The sequence below is a fragment of the Microbacterium aerolatum genome (assembly GCF_007988825.1).
In the GTDB taxonomy this organism is placed as follows: Bacteria; Actinomycetota; Actinomycetes; order Actinomycetales; family Microbacteriaceae; genus Microbacterium; species Microbacterium aerolatum.
The window spans coordinates 1-24,245 of the sequence record NZ_BJUW01000015.1 but is presented as its reverse complement, the minus strand read 5'-3'; the positions used below and the strand labels follow the sequence as shown (position 1 = coordinate 24,245).

23 protein-coding genes and 1 riboswitch are annotated in these 24,245 nt (G+C 69.5%); of the genes, 17 read left to right on the top strand and 6 right to left on the bottom strand.

The window, feature by feature from the left end:
* Nucleotides 1-181 precede the first annotated feature (181 nt).
* From MAE01_RS13695 to MAE01_RS13655, 9 genes are all read left to right on the top strand, one after another.
* Complete coding sequence (locus MAE01_RS13695) at nt 182-751, top strand: GNAT family N-acetyltransferase (protein ID WP_147040292.1); 570 nt, start codon at nt 182-184, stop codon at nt 749-751.
* Nucleotides 752-955: 204 nt separating this feature from the next.
* Complete coding sequence (locus tag MAE01_RS13690; RefSeq protein ID WP_147040290.1) at nt 956-1,819, top strand: Fpg/Nei family DNA glycosylase; 864 nt, start codon at nt 956-958, stop codon at nt 1,817-1,819.
* Nucleotides 1,820-1,839: 20 nt separating this feature from the next.
* Nucleotides 1,840-2,415, top strand: coding sequence for a GNAT family N-acetyltransferase (locus MAE01_RS13685; RefSeq protein WP_147040288.1), 576 nt, complete (start codon nt 1,840-1,842; stop codon nt 2,413-2,415).
* Nucleotides 2,416-2,449: 34 nt separating this feature from the next.
* A riboswitch (FMN riboswitch) is annotated at nt 2,450-2,594 on the top strand.
* A 51-nt stretch (nt 2,595-2,645) separates the two neighbouring features.
* Nucleotides 2,646-3,677 carry a bifunctional diaminohydroxyphosphoribosylaminopyrimidine deaminase/5-amino-6-(5-phosphoribosylamino)uracil reductase RibD gene (gene ribD, locus MAE01_RS13680; RefSeq protein WP_147040286.1) on the top strand — a complete coding sequence of 344 codons (1,032 nt, stop codon included), beginning with the start codon at nt 2,646-2,648 and terminating at the stop codon, nt 3,675-3,677.
* Entirely contained in the window at nt 3,677-4,306 is a 630-nt protein-coding gene (locus MAE01_RS13675) for a riboflavin synthase (protein ID WP_147040284.1), read from the top strand. The genes ribD and MAE01_RS13675 overlap by 1 nt, the downstream gene beginning before the upstream one ends.
* Nucleotides 4,303-5,577 carry a GTP cyclohydrolase II gene (ribA, locus tag MAE01_RS13670; protein ID WP_147040282.1) on the top strand — a complete coding sequence of 425 codons (1,275 nt, stop codon included), beginning with the start codon at nt 4,303-4,305 and terminating at the stop codon, nt 5,575-5,577. Before MAE01_RS13675 ends, ribA begins: the two co-directional genes overlap by 4 nt.
* Entirely contained in the window at nt 5,574-6,050 is a 477-nt protein-coding gene (ribH, locus tag MAE01_RS13665; RefSeq protein WP_147040280.1) for a 6,7-dimethyl-8-ribityllumazine synthase, read from the top strand. The genes ribA and ribH overlap by 4 nt, the downstream gene beginning before the upstream one ends.
* A gap of 47 nt (nt 6,051-6,097) precedes the next feature.
* Nucleotides 6,098-6,457, top strand: a complete 360-nt coding sequence (locus MAE01_RS13660) for a Fe-S protein (protein WP_147040278.1) — start codon at nt 6,098-6,100, stop codon at nt 6,455-6,457.
* 88 nt (nt 6,458-6,545) lie between these two features.
* Entirely contained in the window at nt 6,546-7,928 is a 1,383-nt protein-coding gene (locus tag MAE01_RS13655) for an MFS transporter (protein WP_147040276.1), read from the top strand.
* 82 nt (nt 7,929-8,010) lie between these two features.
* Here the strand turns inward: MAE01_RS13655 and MAE01_RS13650 are convergent, their stop codons facing one another.
* Nucleotides 8,011-9,042, bottom strand: coding sequence for a S66 family peptidase (locus tag MAE01_RS13650; RefSeq protein WP_147040274.1), 1,032 nt, complete (start codon nt 9,040-9,042; stop codon nt 8,011-8,013).
* Nucleotides 9,043-9,115: 73 nt separating this feature from the next.
* Here MAE01_RS13650 and MAE01_RS13645 point away from each other — a divergent pair, with 73 nt between their 5' ends.
* Entirely contained in the window at nt 9,116-9,322 is a 207-nt protein-coding gene (locus MAE01_RS13645; RefSeq protein ID WP_147040272.1) for an AsnC family protein, read from the top strand.
* Nucleotides 9,323-9,349: 27 nt separating this feature from the next.
* Entirely contained in the window at nt 9,350-11,281 is a 1,932-nt protein-coding gene (locus MAE01_RS13640) for an ABC transporter ATP-binding protein (protein ID WP_147040271.1), read from the top strand.
* 286 nt (nt 11,282-11,567) lie between these two features.
* Here the strand turns inward: MAE01_RS13640 and MAE01_RS13635 are convergent, their stop codons facing one another.
* Complete coding sequence (locus tag MAE01_RS13635; protein WP_147040269.1) at nt 11,568-13,433, bottom strand: phosphoenolpyruvate carboxykinase (GTP); 1,866 nt, start codon at nt 13,431-13,433, stop codon at nt 11,568-11,570.
* A 130-nt stretch (nt 13,434-13,563) separates the two neighbouring features.
* On the opposite strand from MAE01_RS13635, the gene MAE01_RS13630 reads away from it, so the two are divergent.
* A complete protein-coding gene (locus MAE01_RS13630; protein ID WP_147040267.1) occupies nt 13,564-15,009 on the top strand; it encodes an XRE family transcriptional regulator in 1,446 nt (481 codons plus the stop codon).
* A 12-nt stretch (nt 15,010-15,021) separates the two neighbouring features.
* Here MAE01_RS13630 and MAE01_RS13625 read toward each other — a convergent pair whose 3' ends face one another.
* Nucleotides 15,022-16,089: a winged helix DNA-binding domain-containing protein gene (locus MAE01_RS13625; protein ID WP_147040265.1), complete on the bottom strand. Its 1,068-nt coding sequence runs from the start codon at nt 16,087-16,089 to the stop codon at nt 15,022-15,024.
* Nucleotides 16,090-16,244: 155 nt separating this feature from the next.
* Between MAE01_RS13625 and MAE01_RS13620 the strand changes: the two genes are divergently transcribed.
* Nucleotides 16,245-16,925 carry a DsbA family protein gene (locus MAE01_RS13620; protein ID WP_186806250.1) on the top strand — a complete coding sequence of 227 codons (681 nt, stop codon included), beginning with the start codon at nt 16,245-16,247 and terminating at the stop codon, nt 16,923-16,925.
* A gap of 24 nt (nt 16,926-16,949) precedes the next feature.
* Here the strand turns inward: MAE01_RS13620 and MAE01_RS13615 are convergent, their stop codons facing one another.
* Nucleotides 16,950-18,398 (bottom strand): glyceraldehyde-3-phosphate dehydrogenase, encoded by a 1,449-nt coding sequence (locus MAE01_RS13615; RefSeq protein WP_147040261.1) that lies wholly within the window; start codon nt 18,396-18,398, stop codon nt 16,950-16,952.
* 140 nt (nt 18,399-18,538) lie between these two features.
* Here MAE01_RS13615 and MAE01_RS13610 point away from each other — a divergent pair, with 140 nt between their 5' ends.
* Nucleotides 18,539-19,189, top strand: a complete 651-nt coding sequence (locus MAE01_RS13610; RefSeq protein WP_147040260.1) for an HAD-IA family hydrolase — start codon at nt 18,539-18,541, stop codon at nt 19,187-19,189.
* Here MAE01_RS13610 and murQ read toward each other — a convergent pair.
* Nucleotides 19,182-20,117: an N-acetylmuramic acid 6-phosphate etherase gene (gene murQ / locus MAE01_RS13605; protein WP_147040257.1), complete on the bottom strand. Its 936-nt coding sequence runs from the start codon at nt 20,115-20,117 to the stop codon at nt 19,182-19,184. The two genes, MAE01_RS13610 and murQ, sit on opposite strands and share 8 nt — an antisense overlap.
* A gap of 4 nt (nt 20,118-20,121) precedes the next feature.
* On the bottom strand, nt 20,122-21,018 hold the full coding sequence (locus tag MAE01_RS13600; RefSeq protein WP_147040255.1) for a BadF/BadG/BcrA/BcrD ATPase family protein: 897 nt from the start codon (nt 21,016-21,018) through the stop codon (nt 20,122-20,124).
* Nucleotides 21,019-21,178: 160 nt separating this feature from the next.
* On the opposite strand from MAE01_RS13600, the gene MAE01_RS13595 reads away from it, so the two are divergent.
* From MAE01_RS13595 to MAE01_RS13585, 3 genes are all read left to right on the top strand, one after another.
* Nucleotides 21,179-22,036, top strand: a complete 858-nt coding sequence (locus tag MAE01_RS13595; RefSeq protein ID WP_147040253.1) for a MurR/RpiR family transcriptional regulator — start codon at nt 21,179-21,181, stop codon at nt 22,034-22,036.
* Nucleotides 22,037-22,072: 36 nt separating this feature from the next.
* Nucleotides 22,073-23,596, top strand: a complete 1,524-nt coding sequence (locus tag MAE01_RS13590) for an ATP-dependent DNA ligase (protein ID WP_147040251.1) — start codon at nt 22,073-22,075, stop codon at nt 23,594-23,596.
* Between the two features lie 141 nt (nt 23,597-23,737).
* Nucleotides 23,738-24,245: thiamine pyrophosphate-binding protein (locus tag MAE01_RS13585; RefSeq protein WP_267901872.1), on the top strand; the 508-nt coding region annotated here is incomplete at its 3' end.

The following is a 24,245-nucleotide window of genomic DNA, read 5'->3' as shown; positions in this document are numbered from 1 at the left end:
GCCGGGAGGTGTCGCCTCCTGCCGCATTCCGGCCTCCGATGCGGCACGAACGACCACCTCCCGGAGCGGGCTGAACCGGGAGGTGTCGCTTGCTGCCGCATCCCGCGCCCGCGAGCGGCACGAACGACCACCTCCCGGTCGGGTGTACGGCGCGGGGGCCGAGGCTCAGTAGCCTGTGCGGATGGAATCCGTCACGCTGCACACCGAACGTCTCGTCCTCCGCGCTCCGACAGCGGACGACGTCGACGCGATCACGGCGGCGTGTCAGGATCCGGAGATCCCACGGTGGACCACGGTGCCGAGCCCGTACACCCGCGCGCACGCCGAAGGATTCGTCGAGCTGATCGCGAACTGGTGGGCCGATGGCAGTCAGACGATCTGGGGCATCTTCCACGACGACGTGCTGGTCGGCGTGGTCGGGCTGCACCACATCACCACTCACCCCAGCGGCGGCTCGACCGAGCTCGGCTACTGGGCGACCGCCGAATCACGTGGACGCGGCTTCATGGTCGAGGCATCCCGCGCGGTGATCGACTGGGGTTTCGCGAATCTCGAGCTCGCCCGCATCAACTGGCGTGCGGTGGCCGGGAACGTCCCGTCGGCGCGCACCGCGCGGGCGCTCGGATTCCAATACGAGGGGCTGATGCGCCAGGGTCTCACCAGCCCGCGCGGACGCGACGACGGCTGGACTGCCGGGTTGCTGGCATCCGACGACCGCACACCGGTGGAGTGGCCTATCCCGCTCGCCTGAGTCGAAGCATCCGCACGGGGAGGTGTCGCTTCCTGCCGCATTCCGGCCTCCGATGCGGCACGAACGACCACCTCCCGGAGCGGGCTGAACCCGGACGTGTCGCCTCCTGCCGCATCCCGCGCCCGGGAGCGGCACGAACGACCACCTCCCGGCCGAAACCCGCACTCCCTGCCGAACGTCCGCGGCAGGTGGCAGGATGGGCGCATGCCGGAGATGCCGGAGGTCCAGGGGCTCGTCGACTTCCTCGGCGAGCGCGCCGTCGGGCACGCGATCACGCGGACGAGCGTGGGTGAGATCGCCGCGCTCAAGACCTACGACCCGCCGAACACCGCCCTGCACGGCGCGACGATCACAGCCGCGAGCAGGCAGGGAAAGTTCATCGTCCTCTCGTGCGGCGACGAGCTGCACCTCGTCTTCCACCTCGCCAAGGCGGGCTGGCTTCGCTGGTACGAGCTCTTGCCGACGACGCTCATCAAACCCGGCAAGTCGCCGATCGCGCTGCGCGTCGCGCTGGACGACGACGGCGGGTTCGATCTCACCGAGGCCGGCACGAAGAAGTCCCTCGCCGTGTACGTCGTGCGCGATCCACAAGACGTCCCCGGCATCGCCCGCCTCGGGCCGGAGCCTCTCAGCGACGAATTCACCCGCGATGTGTTCGCGACCCTGCTCGAGGGCAGGCGGATGCAGATCAAGGGCCTGCTGCGCGACCAATCCGTCATCGCGGGGATCGGCAACGCCTACAGCGACGAGATCCTGCACGCCGCGAAGATGTCTCCCTACGCGATCAGCGGAAAGCTCGACGACGCCGACATCGATCGCCTTTTCGACGCGATGCAGACGACGTTGCAGGATGCCGTCGCCGCAGCATCCGGAAAGCCACCGGCCGACCTCAAGGACACGAAACGATCCGGCTTCCGCGTGCACGCGCGCCGAGGCGAAGCGTGCCCCGTCTGCGGCGACACCGTCCGCAGCGTGTTCTTCGCCGACCGGTCGCTGGAGTACTGCCCGACCTGCCAGACCGACGGCAAGATCCTCGCCGACCGGCGGCTCTCCCGACTGCTGAAGTGACCCCTCTCTAGGATTGCCCAATGGAACCGGTCACGCTTCGAACCGCGCGTCTCGAGCTGCGCATGCCGACGGCGGTGGATGCCGAAGCCATCACCGACGCCTGCCAGGATCCGGAGATCCCGCGCTGGACGGTCGTCCCCAGCCCGTATTCGATCGAGGATGCCCAGCACTTCACCGGCCTCGTCGCGAAGCAGTGGGCCGACGGCGAGGAGTGCACCTGGGCGATCCGCCGCGACGAGAAGCTGATCGGCATGATCGGCCTGCACGACATCACCGGCAACGCCGCCGGCGGCCAGGCTGAGATCGGATACTGGATCGCCCGCGATGCGCGCGGCGAAGGATTCGTCACCGAGGCGGCCGGCGCCGTCATCGACTGGGGATTCGCCGAACTCGGACTGGCGCGGATCGAATGGCGCGCCGTCGCGGGCAACATGGCATCTGCACGCACGGCACGTTCGCTGGGATTCCGCTACGAGGGCACGCTGCGTCAGGGCCACTCCAGCCCGCGAGGCCGCGCCGACGCGTGGGTCGCGGGTCTGCTCCGGACCGACGACCGCTTCCCCGCCGAGTGGTCGGTGCTCGACGACACGGAATGAAATGCGCGCGCATGCGTTGACTACACTGAGCATCAACGTGCTCCGGGGTCGGTGTGAATCCGAACCGGCGGTGACAGTCCGCGAGCGTCGAGGGAAACCTCGATGCCGATCCGGTGGAATTCCGGTACCGACGGTGATGCGAGAGCAATCTCGCTAGTCCGGATGGGAGGCAGCACGATGCGCGACAACGCGCGTTCTGTCATCCCCGGAGCCTGGACGAAGGACGACGGATGGCAGTGACCGAGGCGGAGCGCCGCGCGATGTCGCGTGCGCTCGAGCTCGCCGCACGCGGGCCCCGCGGCGTCAACCCTCAGGTCGGCGCCGTCATCCTCTCCCCCACCGGCGACGTCATCGCGGAGGGCTGGCACCAGGGTGCAGGCACTCCGCACGCCGAAGTCGATGCGCTCTCCAAGCTTTCCGACGGCGCCGCACGCGATGCGACGGCGATCGTGACCCTCGAGCCCTGCAACCACACCGGCCGCACCGGCCCCTGCGCCCTCGCCCTCATCGAGGCCGGCGTCTCCCGAGTCGTCTACGCGCTCGATGATCCCGGAGCAGCGTCCGGCGGCGGCGCCGAGCGGCTGCGCGATGCCGGTGTCGAGGTCGAATCCGGCGAGCAGGCGGATGCCGCGCACGCACTCATCGCCGACTGGCTGACCGCACAGCAACTGGGCCGCCCGCACATCACGGTGAAGTGGGCGCAGAGCCTCGACGGCCGTGCCGCCGCTGCAGACCGCACCAGCCAGTGGATCACCGGTGCCGAGGCCCGCGCTGATGTGCATCGCCGCCGCGCCGCAGCCGACGCGATCGTCGTCGGCACCGGCACAGTCCTGGCCGATGACCCGTCTCTGACGGCCCGCGACGGCGACCGCCTGCACCCGCACCAGCCGGTGCCGGTCGTGATCGGCGCACGTGAGACGCCGGCGGATGCCGCGGTGCGCCGCCACCCGCATGAGCCCCTGTTCTACGACACCCGCGACCTCCACGCGATCGTCGCTGACCTTCACGCCCGCGGCATCCAGAGCCTGTTCATCGAGGGCGGCCCGACGCTCGCCAGCGCGTTCATCGCGGCGGGCCTCGCCGACCGCATCCTCGCGTACATCGCGCCAGTGCTGCTGGGCGGCGACCGCCTCGCCATCACCGACATCGGCGTTGGGAGCATCGAAGCGGCCCGACGCCTGACGGTCGAGGAGTGGGTCCCGCTCGGCGCCGACCTGCTCGCGATCGCGCATCCCACTGCCAGCCAGGAAGGAAACCACTGATGTTCACCGGCATCATCGAGGAGATCGGCGAGATCACCGCCATCGCGCCATCCGGAGACGGGTGGCGGCTGACCGTGCGAGCCCCGAAGGCCGCGCAGGATGCCGTGCACGGCGAGTCCATCGCGGTCTCCGGAGTCTGCCTCACGGTGGTCGACTCGAGCTCCGACACCTTCGACGCGGATGTGATGAAGCAGACGCTCGACGTCTCCGCTCTGGCGACGGCATCCGTCGGCACCCGCGTCAACATCGAGAAGGCGATGCCGGTCGGCGCGCGCCTGGGCGGCCACATCGTCCAGGGACACGTCGACGGGACCGGCGAGATCGTCGAGGTGCGCCCCGGCGACCAGTGGTCGGTGTTGCGGGTCTCGCTTCCGGCCGACCTCGCCCCGCTCGTCGTCGACAAGGGCTCGATCTCGATCGACGGGACCTCGCTCACGGTCAGCGCGGTGAGCGCCGCGACCGCCGAGGAAGCCTGGCTCGAAGTCTCCCTCATCCCCGAAACGCTCTCCGCCACCACGCTCGGCAGCCGCGTCGTCGGCGACCGCGTCAATCTTGAAACCGACATCCTCGCCCGTCATGTCGAACGTCTCCTGGCGTTCCGGGCTGTCTCGGAAGGAGGCTCGCGATGAGCCTTGCCACCATCGAAGAAGCTCTCGAGTCGCTGCGGGCAGGTCGCCCTGTCATCGTCGCCGACGACGAGAACCGCGAGAACGAGGGCGACGTCATCCTCTCGGCCGAGCTCGCCACCCCCGAGTGGGTCGCGTGGACGGTGCGCTGGTCGTCGGGGTTCATCTGCGCTCCGATGCCGTCGGACCTCGCCGATCACCTGAACTTGCCGCCCATGGTCGAGGCCAACGAGGACGCCCGCTCCACCGCCTACACCGTGAGCGTCGACGCCGCAGAGGGCGTCACGACCGGCATCAGCGCCTCCGACCGCGCGCACACCCTCAACGTCCTCGCCAACCCGGACTCGACCGCGACGAGCATCATCCGCCCTGGTCACGTCCTTCCGCTGCGCGCAGTCGACGGCGGTGTGCGCGAGCGCGGCGGTCACACCGAGGCCGCGGTCGAGCTCATGAAGCTCGCGGGATTGCGTCCGATCGGCGCGATCGCCGAGGTCGTCGCCGAGGACGGCAGCATGATGCGCCTTCCCGGGCTGAAGGAGCTCGGGAAGCGCGACGGTGTGCCGGTCATCACGATCGAGCAGCTCATCGCGCACCTGAACGAGATCGACCCGCTCGACGGCCCCGTCGCGTCCTCGCGTGCGGGCAAGCGCCGCGTGAGTCTGCGCGCGGATGCCACAGTGCCGACCGACCATGGCGTGTTCCGTTTCCTCGCTTACAAGGACCGCGTGACCGGCACCGATCACATCGCGGTCGTCTCGGGCGAGGTCGGCGAGACGGCGCTGGTGCGCGTCCACTCGGAGTGCCTGACCGGTGAGGCGTTCGGCTCGCTGAAGTGCGAGTGCGGCCCGCAGCTGGATGCCGCGCTGGACGCCATCGAGCCGGACGGCGGTGTGGTCATCTACATGCGCGGCCACGAGGGCCGCGGCATCGGCCTGATCAACAAGCTGCGCGCTTACAGCCTGCAGGAGGAGGGGCTCGACACCGTCGACGCGAACCTCGCCCTCGGCCTGCCCGCCGACGCCCGCGAGTACGCCGCGGCGGCCGGCATCCTGAGCGACCTGGGAGTCTCGAAGGTGCGCCTGCTCACGAACAACACCGACAAGGTCAAGCAGCTGCGCGAGCTCGGCCTCGACGTGGTCGAGCAGGTGCCGCTGATCGTCGGCGTCGGCCCGAACAACCACCAGTACCTCGAGACCAAGCGCGACCGTATGGGGCACATCATCGGCGAGGCAGAGCTCGCCGAGGCCCTCGCGCACGGAAAGGACAACGCATGAGCGGCGCAGGAGCCCCCTCCCCGCACGAGAAGATCGACGGCACCGGCCTGAACGTCGTCATCATCGCGGGAACCTGGCACGACGTCATCACGGACGGGCTGATCGCCGGCGCCGAGCGGGTGCTCGCGGCATCCGGCGCATCCTACGAGACCGTGCGCGTTCCCGGATCGTTCGAGCTCGCCGTCGCCGCGCAGGCGGCGTTCGCGGGAGGAGCGGATGCCGTGGTCGCCCTGGGCGTCATCATCCGCGGCGGCACCCCGCACTTCGAGTACGTGTCGGCTGCGACGACCGACGGTCTCACACGGGTGGCTCTGGATGCCGGCAAGCCGGTCGGCTTCGGCGTGCTGACCCTCGACGACGAGAAGCAGGGCCTGGACCGGGCCGGGCTCGAGGGCTCGAAGGAGGACAAGGGCGCCGAGGCGGCGGATGCCGCGCTCCGGACGGCCCTGGTCGTGAAGGCTCTGCGCGGCTGAGGCTCGCCTTCCTGGCGCAAACCCGCGTGCCCCTCTACGGTGAGGGCATGGAGACCCTGCGCCACGTCGTCGTTTTCATCCACCTCGTCGGCTTCGCCACGCTGTTCGGAGCCTGGGCCGTCCAAGCCTTCGGCGGAAAGCGCGAGTTCACGCGCCTGATGAGCATCGGCATGACGATCGCCGCCGTCGCCGGCCTCGCACTCGCCGCTCCCTGGGGCCTCCCCGACGGCGCCGAGATGAACTACGCGAAGATCGGCACGAAGCTCGTGGTGCTGCTGATCATCGGCGCTCTCCTCGGCATCGGCGCCGGCAGGCAGCGCAAGACCGGCAGCGTGCCGCCGGTGATGTTCTGGCTCGTCGGCATCCTGACGCTCGCGAACGCCGCGATCGCCGTGCTCTGGCGGTAACACGCGGCAACCCGCGCACAGCGGATTCTCAGGAGGCGTAAACTCCCCGAGGTGCTCGTCGTACGAGCATCCGAACGTCAGGAGCATCTTGAGCACCACCGCCACACCCGCCAACCCGCGCTCTCGCGTCATCACCGCGAGCCTGGTCGGCACCACGATCGAGTTCTACGACTTCTACGCCTACGCCACGGCCGCGGTCCTCGTCTTCCCGATCCTGTTCTTCCCGAGCGACAACGAGACCGCCTCGCTGCTGGCCTCCTTCGCCGTCTTCGGCGCGGCGATGGTCGCCCGCCCGATCGGCGCGATGGTGTTCGGGCACTTCGGCGACAAATACGGCCGCAAGGCCACGCTTGTGGCATCGCTGCTCACGATGGGAATCGCGACCGTGGTCATCGGTCTGCTGCCCACGTTCCAGCAGATCGGCTGGGTGGCGCCGTTCCTCCTGCTGATCCTGCGTCTCGCGCAGGGCTTCGCGCTCGGCGGCGAGTGGTCGGGTGCGGCTCTGGTCGCCACCGAGAACGCCCCGAAGGGCAAGCGCGCCTGGTACGGATCGTTCCCGCAGCTGGGCGCCCCGATCGGCTTCATCATCGCGAACTTCATCTTCCTCGCGATCAACTGGCTGCTGCCGCACGCCGAGGACCCGGCGCTGAAGTCCGAGGCGTTCCTCGCCTGGGGCTGGCGCATCCCGTTCCTGTTCTCGGCCGTCATGGTGATCATCGGCCTGTGGGTCCGGCTCAAGCTCGTCGAGTCCGACACGTTCAAGAAGGCAGGCGAGAGCGGCACCATCAGGAAGATGCCGCTCGTCACGGTCTTCCGTCACTACTGGAAGCAGCTCATCCTCGGCACGTTCATCATGCTGGCGACCTACGTGCTGTTCTACTTGATGACGAACTTCACGCTCACCTACGGCACCGCTCAGGCAGACGCCGCCGTGCCGGGTTCGGGCTTCGGTTACACCGACTTCGTGCTCATGCAGATCATCGGCGTCGTGTTCTTCGGCATCTTCACCTTGCTGTCCGGACCGATCGCCGACGCGATCGGACGTCGCAAGCTGCTGCTGTGGGTCACCGGCGCGATCATCGTGTTCGGCTTGACCTTCAACCTGTTCCTGCTGCCGCAGGTCGACCCGAAGTTCACCGGCGCGCTGACGCAGGCGTTCCTCATCCTGGGCTTCATGCTCATGGGCACCACCTTCGGCCCGATGGGCGCGATGCTCCCCGAGCTGTTCCCGACGAACGTGCGCTACTCGGGCTCGGCGATCTCGTACAACGTGTCGTCGATCCTCGGTGCGGCTGTGGCGCCGTTCATCGCGGTCGCGCTGTGGGCGGCGACCGGCGGGTCGCCGTGGCTGGTCGGCGTCTACCTGTCGGCCATGGGCGTGCTGACCTTCATCGCGTTGATCTTCACGCCGGAGACGAAGGATCACGACTACGAGTCCGACCTCGGCCTCGCGCAGAGCGCGGAGCTGTAGGCACCTCGGTCGAAGCCCCTCGACGCCCCCTCGTGCAGACGCTGCTGCGAGGGGGCGTCGACGTGCAGAGGGGGCCTCGGCGTCAGTAGCGGGCGAACACCTTTCGGGACGCACCGTCGAGGACCATCTGCCCGCCGTAGGGCACGATCCACTGCGGCCGGGTGTGCCCGAACGGCACGCCGACGCAGGTGACGGCATCCGGGTTGTAGCGGGCGACCGTCTCGATGATGACGTCACGCTGTGCGGCGCGGAGCGCGTCGGCCTCGGCCGGCGACGGGTGGAAGTCGAAGTCGCTGACCGGCGGCCGTGCGACGACGAGCCCGGCGACGGCCGAGAGGATGCCGCGCTCTCCCAGTCCCCGCATCCAGCGGCCGACCCAGGGTGCCGCGGGGCGCTCCTCGCTCGTCTCGATGAGCAGGATCGTGCCGTCGAGATCGGATGCCGGCGGCAGCCGGTCCGCGAGGGCGAGCTGGTCGATGACCTCGAGGCAGCCGCCCCAGGTGCGGCCCTCGATACGGGCCTGCGGCCCTGCCCACGTCCACGGTTCGGTCGGGATGCGGTGGCCGTACTCCGTGAGCGCGCAGGGATCCTGCCAGCGCTTGCCGACGTCCTCGGACTCGCCGGGTTCGGTCAGCTCGATCTCGCCGCCGTCCAGCAGGGCCGCGCGCAGCGACCGCAGGTGCACGTCGTCGACGGCGGGCCCCGGCCCGAGGTGCACGGCGGTGGATCCGCCGTAGAAGCCGGGGATGCCGAGGTCCCACAGCCAGTTCAGGAGGTTCGTGTTGTCGCTGTACCCGACGAACGGCTTGGGGTCGGCCTGCGCGAGCGCGGCATCCAGGTGCGGGATGACGAGGATCTGGTCATCGCCGCCGATCGTCGCCAGGATCGCGCGGATGCTCGGATCGGCGAACGCCGCGTTGACGTCTGCGGCGCGCGCCTCGGGCGAGGCATCCAGCTGCCGCGTCGTCGGGTACTCGACCGGGATCAGTCCGGTCAGCTCCGTCAGCCGGCGAAGCGCCTGCTCATGGAGCTCCGGCGCGACGGCCGGAGCGGCGAACGCGGGCGAGAGGATCGCGACGCGATCCCCGGGAACGAGCTTGGGCGGTGTCAGCATCCGCCCATTCTGGCATCGGGCAGATCGTCAACGCGTGTTGACACCCGCGCTGCGTCAACATAGGTTGACTTTCATGACCGTTCACACCGCCCAGGACCTCGACCCCGAGGGCGAGCCGATCGCCGAACTGCACCGGCTCGCCGACATCCGTCGCGACCTCGCGCGCACCGAAGAGGCTCAGGTCCGCCGTGCCCGCCTGGTCGGATATTCCTGGCAGGCCATCGCGAGCGCCCTCGGCGTGACCAAGCAGGCCGCCCACAGGAAGTACGGTCGTAGGTAACCCCTTTTCTTCAGATCGAGGTCTCGCATGTCTCGCACGGCGTCCACCCGCCGCCGCGGACGCGGTGCGCCGCAGGATGGTCCGCGCGCCAGTTTCCGCCAGCTTCTCCCGTTCCTGTTCGAGCACAAGCGCACACTGATCATCGTCGCCGTGCTCAGCGTCATCGGCGCCGCGACCTCACTCGTGCAGCCGCTGCTGGTAGGTCAGGTGATCGTCTCGGTCCAGGCCGGCGACACGCTGGGCCTCTTGGTCTGGGCGCTGGTCAGCTTCGTGATCATCTCGTCCGTGATCTCCGGGTATCAGCACTACCTGCTGCAGCGCACCGGCACCGCCGTCGTGCACTCCAGCCGCCGTCAGCTGATCGCGCGCATCCTGCATCTGCCGATCCGCGAGTTCGACTCACGGCGCACCGGTGACCTCGTCTCGCGCGTGGGAACCGACACGACGCTGCTGTACGCCGTGCTCACCCAGGGACTCGCGGATGCTGTCGGCAGCGCCCTGATGTTCCTCGGCGCGCTGATCGCGATGCTCATCATCGACCCGATCCTGCTGCTGATCATCGTGGTGGTCGTGGGAGTCTCGCTCGCCGTCGTCGTTCTGCTCGGGGGCCGGATCCGCACCGCCTCGAGCGCACAGCAGGTCAAGGTCGGCGAGCTGTCATCCGCCGTCGAGCGCGCGGTCGGCTCCATCCGCACCGTGCGCGCGTCGGGTGCGACCGAGCGTGAGACGGATGCCGTCTCGGGACTCGCCCGCGACGCCTACGGCCTCGGCGTGCGCATCGCCAAGGTCTCCGCGCTCGTGGTGCCGATCTCCGGCGTCGCCCTGCAGCTGTCGTTGCTCGCGGTTCTCGGCGTCGGCGGCTTCCGCGTCGCCGCAGGCGCCATCACCGTGGCCTCGCTCATCACGTTCGTGATGTTCCTGTTCATGATGCTCATGCCGCTGGCGACGACCATCGGCGCGATCACCTCGGTGAACCAGGCACTCGGTGCGCTCGGCCGCATCCAGGAGGTGCTGGACCTGCCGACCGAGGATCAGGAGGATGCCGCGATCGCGGCTGCCGTTCGCGAGGCGTCCGGCCCTTCGACAGGCTCAGGGGCCGGAGTAGCGGCGACAGGGACCGGACTGGTGCCGGCACTGTCGTTCCACGACGTGCGGTTCCGCTATCCCGACACCGTGATCGCCGCGCGCGAGGCCGCCGCGAACGAGGCACGCAGCCTTCTCATCGACGCTCACCTCGAGCGCGCCGAGGAAGCGGTGGATGCCGAGACCCGGCCCGACCAGAATGTGCTTCGTGGCGTGTCGTTCGAGGTTCCGCGCGGAGCACGGGTTGCCCTGGTCGGACCGAGCGGCGCCGGCAAGAGCACGATCCTGTCTCTCATCGAGCGGTTCTACGACCCGACCGGCGGTTCGATCCGCCTGGCCGGCAGTGACATCCGCACCTACCCGCGCGCCGAGTTGCGCGCGCAGTTCGGCTACGTCGAGCAGGATGCTCCGACGCTGGCCGGCACGCTCGCCGACAACCTGCGGCTGGCCTCCCCCGACGCCACGGACGCCGACTGCGAGCGCGTACTGAGGGCAGTGAACCTGGGCGACGTGCTGGAGCGCGGACCGCTCGGCCTCGAGACGCCGGTCGGCGAGGACGGCGTCATGCTGTCGGGCGGTGAGCGCCAGCGGCTCGCGATCGCGCGGGCGCTGCTGACCGAGGCGCCGATCCTGCTGCTGGACGAGTCGACGTCATCGCTCGACGGTGTGAACGAGCAGCGCATGCGCGAGGCGATCGACGCCGTCTCCGCCGACCGCACGCTCGTGGTGATCGCGCACCGGCTGTCGACGGTGGTCGACAGCGACCGCATCATCGTGCTGGAGGCCGGAGAGGTCGTCGGCAGCGGTACGCACGCCGAGCTCATCGAGCAGGTGCCGCTGTACCGGGATCTTGCCCGGCATCAGCTGCTGGCGTAGCGAGGGCGCGGGGCAGAGGCGGTTTCGACTCGCTTCGCTCGCTCAACCCGTTTCGTCTCACTTCGTTCGCTCAACGACCCGCGGGGTGACCGGCGCGGTGCGGCTCAACGACACGCGGGGTTCGTGCGGGCAGAGGTACGGACGCTGTCCCGATCCGCAGACTGATTCCCCCGAAACGTCAGCAGAACGGGACAGGCCCGGTCATCTCGCGGCGGCAGGATGGCGGGACCACTCAGCCATGGGTCTGTCCCTGCCATCCCGCCGCCGCGGGTCTGTTGCGCGGCGCTTACTGCGCCTGCGCGAGTCGGTAGCGCAGCGAGGCGAGCTCGGTGCGAAGAGCTGCCGGCAGCGTGTCGCCGAAGGTGTCATAGAACGCCTCGGTCGACTCGGCCTCCTGCGCCCACGCGGCGGGGTCGACGGCGAAGAGCTCCTCGAGGTCCTCCGCTGGGACGTCGATGCCGTCGAGGTTGAGGTCCGCGGTCAGCGGCAGGCGTCCGATCGGGCTGTCGACGGCTGCGACCTCGCCGCTGATGCGGCGGATGATCCAGTCGATGACACGCGCGTTGTCGCCGAAGCCGGGCCACAGGAAACGCCCGTCCGATCCGCGGCGGAACCAGTTGACCTGGAAGATGCGCGGCGCGCGGTCGAAGCGCAGCTCGCGGCCGACTTTGAGCCAGTGGGCGAAGTAGTCGCCCATGTTGTAGCCGCAGAACGGCAGCATCGCGAACGGGTCGCGGCGCAGCTCGCCGACTGTGCCCTCAGCAGCAGCAGTGCGCTCCGAGGAGATCGTCGAGCCGAGGAAGACGCCGTGCGTCCAGTCGGTGGCCTCGACGACCAGCGGGACGTTGCTTGCGCGGCGCCCGCCGAACAGGATGACGTCGAGCGGGACCGCCTCTTCCCAGTCCTCCGAGATCTGCGGGCACTGCGCGGCAGAAACGGTGAAGCGCGAGTTCGGGTGCGCGGCGGGGCGGCCCGAGTCGGGCGTCCAGTCGTTGCCCTCCCAGTCGATCAGGTTCGCCGGCGGGGTGTCGGTCAGCCCCTCCCACCACACGTCGCCGTCGGGGCGCAGCGCGACGTTGGTGAAGATCGTGTTCCCCCACAGCGTCTCGATCGCGGTGACGTTGGTCGACTCGCCGGTGCCGGGTGCGACTCCGAAGAAGCCCGCCTCGGGATTGATGGCCCACATGCGGCCGTCCTCACCGGGCCGGATCCAGGCGATGTCGTCGCCGAGCGTCTCGACCTTCCAGCCGGGGATCGTCGGGCGCAGCATCGCGAGGTTCGTCTTGCCGCATGCCGAGGGGAACGCCGCGGCTACGTGGTAGGCCTTGCCCGCGGGGTCGATGACCCGGATCAGCAGCATGTGCTCGGCGAGCCAGCCCTCGTCGCGGGCGATCACCGAGGCGATGCGCAGCGCGAAGCACTTCTTGGCGAGGATGGCGTTGCCCCCGTAGCCCGAGCCGTACGAGTAGACCTCGAGGGTGTCGGGGAAGTGCACGATGTACTTGTCGTCGTTACAGGGCCACTCGACATCCGCCGCGCCGGGTGAGAGCGGAGCGCCGACCGAGTGGACCGTCTTGACCCACGGGGCGCCCTCGGCGATCTGGCGGGTGACCGCGTCGCCGACGCGGGTCATGATGCCGATGGATGCCACGGCGTAGGCGCTGTCGGTGATCTGGACACCGATGTGCGAGAGCGGGCCGCCGACGGCGCCCATCGAGAACGGCACGACGTACATCGTGCGGCCGCGCATCGAGCCCTCGAAGATCTCGGTCATCTTCGCGCGCATATCGCTCGGGTCGGCCCAGTTGTTGGTGGGGCCGGCATCCTTCTCCTGCTCGGAGGCGATGAACGTGCGCGCCTCGGTGCGGGCGACATCGCTCGGGTGCGAACGTGCGAGGTAGGAGCCGGGGCGCCACTCTGGGTTCAGCTTGATGAGCTTGCCCTCGTCGACGAGGCCGCGCAGCAGGGCGTCGTTCTCGGCGGCCGAGCCGTCGACCCAGTGCACGTCGGCGGGCTGGGTGAGCTCGCGGATCTCTTCGACCCAGGCCTTGAGCTCCGCCATCGCTGCGGTGTCATACGTCGGAGCCGCGCCCAGGGCTCGCACTGCGCTGACTGCGGGAACGCGAGGGGTGAAGGTCTCGACCATAGCCATGACTGCTCCTTGAGATCGACGAGATTGAGATCGAAGAGATCGGTGTCTGCATCCATTCTGTGGAACCAACCGCCGCGCTTTCGGCCAGATCCGCGCTAAAGAAGTGCATTTCTTTCGCTATGCTCAAGGAATGAGCAGCTCCGGCATCCACCTCACGACTCTCGGTCATCGCATCCGTCACCATCGTGTGGCTCAGGGCTTCACTCTCGATGAGCTCGGCGCGAAGGTCGGAGTCGCCGGTTCGCAGCTCAGCCTGATCGAGAACGGCAAGCGCGAGCCCAAACTCTCCCTGCTGCAGGCGATAGCGACAGCCACGGGCACCGAGGTCGCCGATCTCATCTCCGGCGAGCCGCCGAACCGCCGCGCGGCACTGGAGATCGAGCTCGAGACGGCGCAGGCCAGTCCGGTGTTCCGGCAGCTCGGCATCACTCCGGTGCGCGTGTCCAAGGGCATGCCCGACGAGACGATCGAGGCGATCCTGGGGCTCCATCGCGAGCTGCAGCGGCGCGAGCGCGAGGCCATCGCGACGCCGGAGGAGGCGCGTCGCGCGAACACCGAGCTCCGGCTGCGCATGCGCGCGCAGAACAACTACATCGGCGACATCGAGAAGCTCGCCGAGAAGCATCTGAAGGCCGCGGGGCACGTGTCGGGGGCGCTCACGCACCGCACGGTGATCATCATGGCCGAGAAGCTCGGGTTCGAGCTGATCTACGTGAACGACCTGCCGCACTCGACCCGCTCGGTCACGGATCTGGAGAACAGCAGGATCTATCTGCCGCCGGCATCCATCCCCGGTGGGCACGGCCTGCGGTCGATGGCGCTGCAGGCGATGGCGCACCGATTGCTCGGGCACACCCCACCGACCGACTACGCGGACTTCCTGCAGCAGCGGCTCGAGATCAACTACTTCGCCGCTGCCTGCCTGATCCCCGAGACGGCCGGGGTGGCGTTCCTGCAGCAGGCGAAGAAGGATCGCAACCTCGCCGTGGAGGACTTCCGCGATGCGTTCGGCGTGACGCACGAGGCGGCCGGCATGCGCATGACCAACCTGATGACCGAGCACCTCGGGATGAAGCTGCACTTCCTGCGCGTCGATGAGACCGGCGCCATCACGCGCGTCTACGAGAACGACGACCTGCCGCTGCCGATGGATGTCACCGGCGCCGTCGAGGGCCAGCCGGTGTGCCGCAAGTTCCAGGCGCGGGCGGCGTTCACCCAGCAGAACCGCACCACCGAGCGTTACCAGTACACCGATACGCCGTCGGGTACGTTCTGGTGCGCGACGCAGACCGGCTCGGGCAGCGACGGCGAGTACTCGGTCACAGTCGGGGTGCCGTTCGACGACGCCCGATGGTGGCGCGGACGCGAGACCTCGGACCGCGCGGTGTCGACCTGCCCGGATGAGGCGTGCTGCCGCCGACCGGCGCCGGACCTCGCCGGGCAGTGGGCCGGTCGCTCGTGGCCGAGCGCGCGCGTGCACACGCACATGTTCTCGCCGCTCCCCCGCGGAGCGTTCCCGGGCGTCGACGACAGCGAGGTGTACGCGTTCCTCGACCGGCACGCGCACGAGAAGTGAGTCGGCGCCTCGTCACCCGGTGATGAACGCCGCGTACCGGTCGAGCGCGGCCGCGACGTCTTCGTCTGACGCGGCCCCGGGCGCGAACAGCTCGGGCACCGGATCGTCGGTGTGCCGCCCGATGGCGGTGGAGTGCCGCCATGTGCCGACGACGACGCCGTCGGCGAGGAGGATCGGGCGCACCATGCCGTTCTTGCCCGGCCCCACGGCGGCCAGATGCTCCGACGTGCAGGCGACGGTGCGGTCCTGGTACGAGATGTAGTACTCCTCGAACGGGCCGAGCGCGACGACCGACGCCGCGCGGGGACTGCGTCGTGGCCGCGTGCGTGCGGCGAACATGCCCTCGTCGACCTCGTGGATGCGTTCGTCGGAGACGGATGCCGCGGCGCGCGCGGTGCCGAGCGTGACGCCGGCCCACCAGGCGAAGTCCTCGGCGGTCGCAGGGCCGTGCCCGATGATGTAGCGCGCGAACATCTCCGCGGCAGGATCTGCCGGTGACGCGGAGGCTCGGATGTACTCCTGTGTGAGCACAAAGAGCTGCTCGCGCGATGCGCCGCCTCGCCCCGGCACCACAGGTCCCTGGCAGAGGACGCCGCGCAGCGCGAGGTGCTGCACGGCATGAAGCCCGCGCTGGCCGGTCGGGTCGATGCTCGCGTTCTCGAGCACGGCGAACAGCTCTGCCCGCATCATCGCGTTGCCGCCGTGCAGTGCGCCCGTCAGCACCCGCTCCACCGTCGCAAGCTCGTCCGGCCCGAGCCCGAGCTCTCGGTAGCGCGGCGCGGCCATCCGCAGCTGCCGCTCCCCCGTCACGCTCAGCATCCAGGCGAGGTCTTCGGACGGGACGATGTGCAGGGTGCCGCGCTGCGTCCAGCCGCGGACCAGCTCGCCACGATTGAAGAGCCTGTCCACCGACCGCAGCGTCGGCGCCGTGGTCGTTCGTGCGGCGAGCGCCCAGCGCCCGGCCCAGAACTCCTGCGCCTGGACTGCGAGCATGTGGCGCGCAGCATCCATCGCAGACCGCGCCGGCGCTGTCAGCCGATGTGAACGCAACCGCTCCGCGCGGAGAGTGTCGGAGTCCATGCGCCCATCCTGCCCCCTGCCGCCGACATCGCGCCCGCCCTGCTGTATGCGTTGTGCTGGTTCTGGTCGCGTCAGGCCGACCGAACTCATCCCGCATGGCGATCCGCCGCGACAGTAGGGTCTAGTCAGACGAGCTGAGCGACGAACGGATGATCATGGCTGCACAAGCGCGGAAGACGAACTGGTTCGCGATCTGGATCTCGATCGGCGTCGTGATCGCGTTGGTGGCGGTGGGCGTCCTGGTCGTCTGGCTGAATCAGCAGCAGGGCGCGGACTCCGCGGCGCCCGGCGGCAGCATCGTCGAGGAGCAGACCGGGGCCATCATGATCGGCGACGGCGCGGACGAGGTCGAGATCTGGTTCGACTTCTACTGCCCGCACTGCCAGGACTTCGAGGAGGTCTACGGTCCCCGCGTCCAGGAGCTCGTCGACGACGACGCGATCACACTGCGCCTCATGCCGGTGGCACTCTCCGGCCTCAACGCGGCATCCGGCACCGAGTTCTCCGAACGCTCGGGCAGCGCCCTGTACTGCGTGGCCGACGCGGCCCCGGACTCGGTGCTGCCGTTCTTCACGGAGCTGTTCGCCCTGAAGCCCAGCGGCGCCGGGCTCACGGACGAGGAACTGACGGCTCTCGCCGAGGACGTCGGCGCCGCAGACGCCGCGGACTGCATCGCCGACGGCACCTACCGTCAATTCACCGTCGATCAGGCCCAGGAACTCCCGACGGACCCCCAGAGCGGCGGAGCCGGCACCCCGACGCTCGTTGTCAACGGCGAGTACGTCGCGATCACGGGCGATGTCGATGCCGACATCATCAGCCGCCTGAACGGCTGAGCAGCCCGGCCGGCGACCCCCAGGTCAGGCCTGCAGCGTCACCTCGCGGCGCGGCGGCAGCACCACGGGGTGCGATCCGGCCATCACCTCGAGCACGCGGATGACCTGGCACGAGTATCCGTACTCGTTGTCGTACCAGACGTAGAGCACGACATCGCGGCCGTTCGCGATCGTGGCCAGCCCGTCCACGATGCCCGCGCGATGCGAGCCCACGAAGTCCGTCGACACCACCTCGGGCGACTCGACGTAGTCGATCTGCTGGCGCAGCTTGGAGTGCAGCGACACCCGGCGCAGGTAGTCGTTGAGCTCGTCCTTGGCGGCCGGATTCTCCAGCGTCAGGTGCAGCACGGCCAGCGAGACGTCCGGTGTGGGAACGCGGATCGCGGATCCGGTGAGCTTGCCTTCGAGCTCCGGCAGTGCGCGGGCGACCGCCTTCGCGGCTCCGGTCTCGGTGATCACCATGTTCAGCACGGCCGAGCGTCCGCGGCGGTCGCCGGAGTGGAAGTTGTCGATGAGGTTCTGGTCGTTCGTGAACGAGTGCACCGTCTCGACGTGGCCGCGCACGATCCCGTACGCCTCGTCGACGGCCTTCAGCACCGGCGTGATCGCGTTGGTCGTGCACGATGCCGCCGACAGGATGCGGTCCTCGGGGGTGATCGTGGCGTCGTTGATGCCGTGCACGATGTTCTTCAGCGCGCCCTTGCCCGGAGCGGTGAGCAGCACGCGGGCGACGCCCTCGGCCTCGAGGTGCCGGCTGAGCCCTTCCTCGTCGCGCCAGCGGCCGGTGTTGTCGACGACGATCGCGTTCCGGATGCCGTAGGCGGTGTAGTCCACGGATGCCGGGTCGTTCGAGTAGATCACCTGGATGCGAGTGCCGTTGGCGATGATCTGCTCGGCCTCCTCGTCAACGGTGACCGAGCCGGCGAAGCGGCCGTGCACGGAGTCGCGCATCAGCAGCGAGGCGCGCTTGACGAGGTCGTTCTCCGAACCGCGGCGCACGACGATCGCGCGCAGGCGCAGGCCGCTGCCGCCGCTGTTGTGCGCGATGAGGATGCGGGCGAGCAGGCGCCCGATCCGGCCGAAGCCGTACAGCACGACATCGGTGGGTTCCGCCGGTGTCGCCCCCATGGCGGGTGCGAGGATCTCGCGCAGGTACTCGCCCAGCGGCGCATCGGAATCCGCGCGCTCGGCGACCAGACGCGCCACGTCGATGGAGGATGCTCCCGGCGCGAGCTCGCGCAGCGATTCGAGCACCGCGAGGGTGTCCTCCAGCGCGAGTTCCTCGTGGCCGAGCTGGGCGATGCGCTCGTGCAGCTCGATGATGCCCGTGGTCGACAGGCCGAGCAGCCGGTGCCCGTGCAGCGATGTGACCACCTCGTGGTCCCGGCGGAGCGCCCCGACGAGCGGAACCATCCGCTCGGCGAGCTCTTCTCTGACCATCCAGTCGTCACGGTGTGCGTGCTCGTCGTTCATCTGCTTCCTTGCATGTGTGAGCGCGCGCCGAAGGTCTTCCGGCGCGCGGGTTGCCGGGTGGAACATCGGGGGATGTCTCCAGCGTACGCGTCGCGGAGGCACCGGACGAACCATCAGGTCGACCGGGCTAGCCTGGATCCATGTCGACAGTCATCACCGCCCGCGCCGCACTCCTCGACATGGACGGCACCCTCGTCGACTCGACTGCCGTCGTCGAGCGTCTCTGGCTGGAGTGGGCCGAGCCCCACGGCCTCGACCGCGACACGGTGCTGAGCACGGTGCACGGACGTCAGGGCTGGCAGAGCATGTCGATCCTGCTGCCCGAGCGCGACCACGCCATCAACCTCGTCGAGAACCAGGAGATGCTCGCCCGTGAAAGCGCCGACACGGACGGTGTCGTGGCGATCGCCGGAGCCGACCGCCTGCTGCGCGCGCTCCAGGGGTTCCCGCACGCGATCGTCACCTCGGCGGACGTTGCGCTGATGACCGCGCGGATGGGTGCGGCCGCGCTCACCGTCCCCGAGCTGGCGGTGACGGCCGAGCGCGTGACGAACAGCAAGCCGCATCCGGAGGGCTTCCTGCTCGCGGCATCCACGCTCGGCATCGATCCCGCAGGCTGCGTCGTCTTCGAGGACTCCGGTGCCGGCATCCGCGCCGGACTCGACGCAGGCATGAAGGTGATCGGCGTCGGCCCCCACGCTCCCGCGTTCGGGCCCGCACATCACGTCGACGATCTCACGCAGATCGCGATCGCCCCCGCCGGCGACGGGTTCGAGATCCGGATCAGCTGAGCGCGGCGATCGCCTCGCGCAGGATGCCGCCGGTCTGAGCCAACGCATCCTTCGACCGTTCGACATCCGCTCCGGTCGCCAGCGTCAGCAGTGCGAGCTTCACCGAGCCGCCGGCTGCGCGCAGGGCATCTGCGGCCTCGTCGACTCCGACGCCGGCGATCTCGGTCACCGTACGGATCGAGCGGGCGTGCAGCTTCTCGTTCGTGGCCAGCAGGTCGACCATCACGCCACGGTACGTCTTGCCGAGTTTGATCATCGACAGCGTCGTGAGCATGTTGACGACGAGCTTCTGCGCGGTGCCCGACTTGAGCCTCGTCGAACCCGAGATGAACTCGGGGCCTGTGACGACCTCGATCGGGATCTCGGCGGCCGCCCCGATGTCGGAGCCGCGATTCGACGCGATCGCGACCGTGAGCGCACCGATCCCCCGCGCGTATCGCAGTCCGCCGACGACGTACGGCGTGCGGCCGGATGCCGAGATGCCGACGACCGTGTCGCTTTCGGTGAGCTCGATCTCGCGCAGCGACGCCTCGGCGGCATCCGCGTCATCCTCGGCGTTCTCGACGGCGGAGCGGATCGCCGTCTCACCGCCGGCGATGATCCCGACGACCATGGATGGATCCGTGCCGAACGTGGGAGGGCACTCGCTGGCGTCGAGCACGCCGATGCGGCCGGCGGTGCCGGCGCCGATGTAGATGAGTCGCCCGCCGCGGCGGAAGCGCTCGGTGATGCCGTCCACGGCGCGGGCGATCTCATCGGCGCGCTCGGCGACCGCGACCGGCACCCGCTGGTCCTCGGCATTCATGCGGTGGACGAGCTCCACGGTGCCCTGCAGATCGAGGTCACCGCGTTCCGTGGTGGCCGCCTCGGTGTCGAGCTGCGAGAGCACGCCGAGCAGTTCGGCGAGGCGGGAGGAGTCATTCGGCACGGGGTTATTCGGCACGGTGCACGAACCTTTCGTGAGGCATGTCGGTACGACGCGCGAGCAGCGCGGCACCGTCGAGGGCATCGCCGGCGGCAGGCGCAGTCATGCGCCCGGCGGCGGTCAGAGAGCGTTCCAGCTCGGCGCGGAACCAGGCATGGTCGGTGAGGCCGCCGTGGATCACGACGGCAGGATCATCGGATGCCGCGACTGCCGACGCGGTGAGGAGCCGAGTGGCCTCCGCGGCGATCCCGGTGGCGACGGCGTCGCCGGCGGCGGCTGCGTCGAGCACGAGCGGGGCGACGGTTGCGAGCTGACGTGCGGCGGGGATGTCTGCGGCCAGCCACGCGACGGCATCCGGCGCCGGGGAGATGTGAGCGCGCACGGCATCGCTGAGCGTCGTGGCCTCCGCGAGCCCGTCGCGGGCCCTCAGGACCGCGCGGATCCCCTCGCGGCCGATCCACGATCCGCCGCCGAGATCGCCGACATCGGGGCCCCAGCCGTCGACGAGTCGCACGCCCGCGGCATCCGCACCGAGGGCTGCCGCGCCCGTTCCCGCGATCAGCAGAGTGCCCGGCGCACCACCGAGCGCCCCGCCATGGGCGGTCACGACGTCCGAGGCCACCGCCACGGGCACCTCGGTCGATGCGGCGAGGCGCTCGGCGAGGTCGCGGGCGGCATCCGGTACGCTCCACGCTCCTGCGACTCCGACGCCGAGGGAGTCGATGGGTCCGGCCTGCGCGAGCAGCGGCAGGATCGCGGCGAGCGCGGTGTCGACGCCATCCGCTGTCGCAAGGCCTGGAGACCCGGCATCCGCGTAGCTTCGGCGCCCGTCCGGGTCGATCACCGCGAGGCGGCAACGGGTCTTCCCGAGATCGATGGCAGCGATGATGTGCGCGATCTGCATTTCTCAACTCTCGGACGGCGACGCGGCGCATGGGTTCTTCGGAAAGAGTCTACACGACGCGTAAGCTTCTTGAAAAGAATTTACCGACCGACCGGATCGCGAGACGAGAATGTCCGTGCCGGGACGCGACATACTGTAATCCCAGCCCTCAGGAGCGCCGATGAGCATCCAGACAACGATCGAAGCGGCCGCGTCGACCCTGCCGCCCTCGCTCGCGCGCATCGCCGCGGTCGTGCGCGAGAACCCCTCCCTCGTGGTCGATATGACGATCAACGAGCTCGCGCACAAGTGCAGCACCTCCGTGGCGTCTGTCGTGCGGTTCTGCCGTGCCATCGGGTTCAGTGGCTACGCGCCGCTGCGGATGGCGCTGGCCGCCGAGCTCGGCAAGGAGGCCGCCCAGTTCTCGACTCGCGGGACGCTCGGCTCGGAGATCTCCGACGGCGACTCGTTGCGCGAAGCCGTATCGAAGCTGGCTGCGCTTGAACTCCTCGCCATCGAGGAGACCGTGGAGGGCCTGGACTTCGATGTCCTCGACGCCGCGATCACCGACATCGACGCGGCCCAGCGCATCCTGCTGTATGGGATCGGCGCGAGCCAGTTCGTTGCGGAGGACCTCGCCCAGAAGCTGCTGCGCATCGGTCGCAACGCGCATGTGCTCGCCGATCCGCACGAGGCGATCGCGGCCACGGTGCTGAACACCGGGCCGACCGTCGCGATCGGCTTCTCGCACTCGGGCGCGACCACTGAGACCGTGCGGTTCCTGCGCACCGCCGGCAGAAGCGGCGCCGCGACGATCGCCGTGACCTCGTCGAAGGACTCCCCCCTCGCCCACGTGGCCGACCACGCGCTGTTCACCCAGGTGCGAGAGTCGTCGTTCCGAGCCGGGGCCATGGTGAGCCGGATCGCGCAGCTCACGATGGTCGACTGCCTGTTCGTCGGCGTCGGCAAGCGCCGGTTCGCCGAGACGATGGATGCCCTGCAGCGCACCCGAGAAGCCACCCGCGCCCTGCGGAACTGATCGACGACGAGCACGCCGCGGTGCGAGAATGACGCGATGAGGCTCTCCGAGGTCGTCACCGCGTCTCAGCTCGTCGGGTCCACGTCGTCGAGGCTCGGCAAGATCGCCGCGCTCGCCGATCTGCTCACGCTTGCAGAACCTGCCGAACTCGTCCCGCTGACGGGTCTGCTCCTGGCATCTCCGCGACAGGGGCGACTCGGCGTCGGCTGGCGCGGCCTCGCGGCCCTGGAGGTCACGCACGCGGATGCCGCAACGCTCAGCATCGCCGACGTGGATGAGGCGCTGACCGCTGTCGCCGCGGCATCCGGATCAGGGTCGCACGCCGCGCGCAACGCCCTCCTCACGGCCCTCGCGTCGGCAGCGACCTCCGACGAGTGGCACTTCCTCGCAGGCGCCATGCTCGGCGAACTTCGCACAGGCGCGCTATCGGGCGTGCTGCTCGATGCGATCGCGCGCGCGAGCGAGCGCACCCCGGCCGCCGTGCGTCGGGCGGCGATGCTCTCCGGCGACCTCGGCGAGACGGCCGTACTGGCACTGACCGGCACGGCGGAGCAGTTGGACGAGGTCGGCCTCGTGGTGGGCCGCCCCGTGATGCCGATGCTCGCGGCGACCGCGACCACTCCCACGGCTGCGCTCGAGCTGACCGGCGAGGCATCCGTGGAGTACAAACTCGACGGCGCGCGCATCCAGGTGCACCGGCGCGGCGACTCGGTCTCGGTGTACACGCGCAGCCTGGCCGACATCACCCATCGGGTCCCGGAGATCGTCGAGATCGTCAGCACGCTTCCTGGCGGAGATCTGATCCTCGACGGCGAGACGCTGTCGCTCGACGAGGACGGCGGTCCGCGCCCGTTCCAGGAGACCATGTCGCGCTTCGGCGCCGATGTCTCGCGCGAGCTGGTGCTGCGCCCGTGGTTCTTCGACATCCTGCACGCCGGCGGACGCGACCTGATCGACGAGCCGCTCTCGGTGCGGTCGGCGGAACTCGACCGCGTCGCGGGAGGCTGGCGCGTCCCCGGCATCCGCACGGACGACCCCGAGGAGGCAGAACGGTTCTCCCGCGAGGCGCTGGATGCCGGCCACGAGGGCGTCATGGTCAAGTCGATCGATGCGCCCTACACGGCCGGTCGCCGCGGGAAGTCGTGGATCAAGGTGAAGCCGGTCTACACATATGACCTCGTGGTGCTCGCGGCGGAATGGGGGTCCGGGCGCCGGCGCGGACAGCTTTCCAACCTGCACCTCGGCGCTCGCGACCCCGACGGCGAGTTCGGCGAACCGGGCGGCTTCGTCATGGTCGGCAAGACGTTCAAGGGCCTCACCGACGAGATCCTGCGCTGGCAGACGCAGACCTTCCCCTACTTCGAGACGCATCGCACGGGCGCGGCCGTGTTCCTGCGGCCGGAGGTGGTCGTGGAGATCGCCATCGACGGAGTCCAGCGCTCCCCGCGGTACCCGGGCGGCGTCGCGCTGCGCTTCGCGCGGGTCAAGCGCTACCGCGACGACAAACCCGTGACCGAGACCGACACGATCCAGACACTGCGGGCTCTGGTGCGCGGCTGATCCATCGGCTTCGCCGCGGCTAGAATCGAGCTGTCCGGCACTGCCGGTGCTCGAAAAATGGGCACGAAGCCTCCGACGCGCAGACGCGTCGCGCGAGACACACACGGAATCCGCAACCGTACCGTCTCGAAAGGCTCTGTCATGCCCTCCGTCTCCGCGCACGTCGCCATCACCCTCGCCCAGCACATCGACCACGTGTTCGGGGTGATGGGCAACGGGAACGCCTATTTCCTCGACGCCCTCGAACGTGAGACAACCGCCGAGTTCACCGCCGTGCGCCACGAACAGGGCGCCGTCGTCGCCGCAGATGCGCACTACCGGGCATCGGGTCGCATCGCCGCGGGCACGGCCACGTACGGCGCCGGATTCACGAACACGCTGACCGCGCTTGCCGAGTCGGTGCAGGCGCGCATTCCGCTGGTGCTCGTCGTCGGGGACGAGCCGACCTCGGGTCCGCGGCCGTGGGACGTCGACCAGATCGCGCTGGCGTCTGCCGTCGGCGCACGGACGTACACGGTGGGGCGGACGGATGCCGCGGCGACCACCGTCATCGCGATCGAGCACGCCCTCACCTACCGCGTGCCCGTCGTGCTGGCCATCCCGTACGACGTCGCCGCGGTCGAGGCGGGCCCCGTGCCCGCTGTGCCCG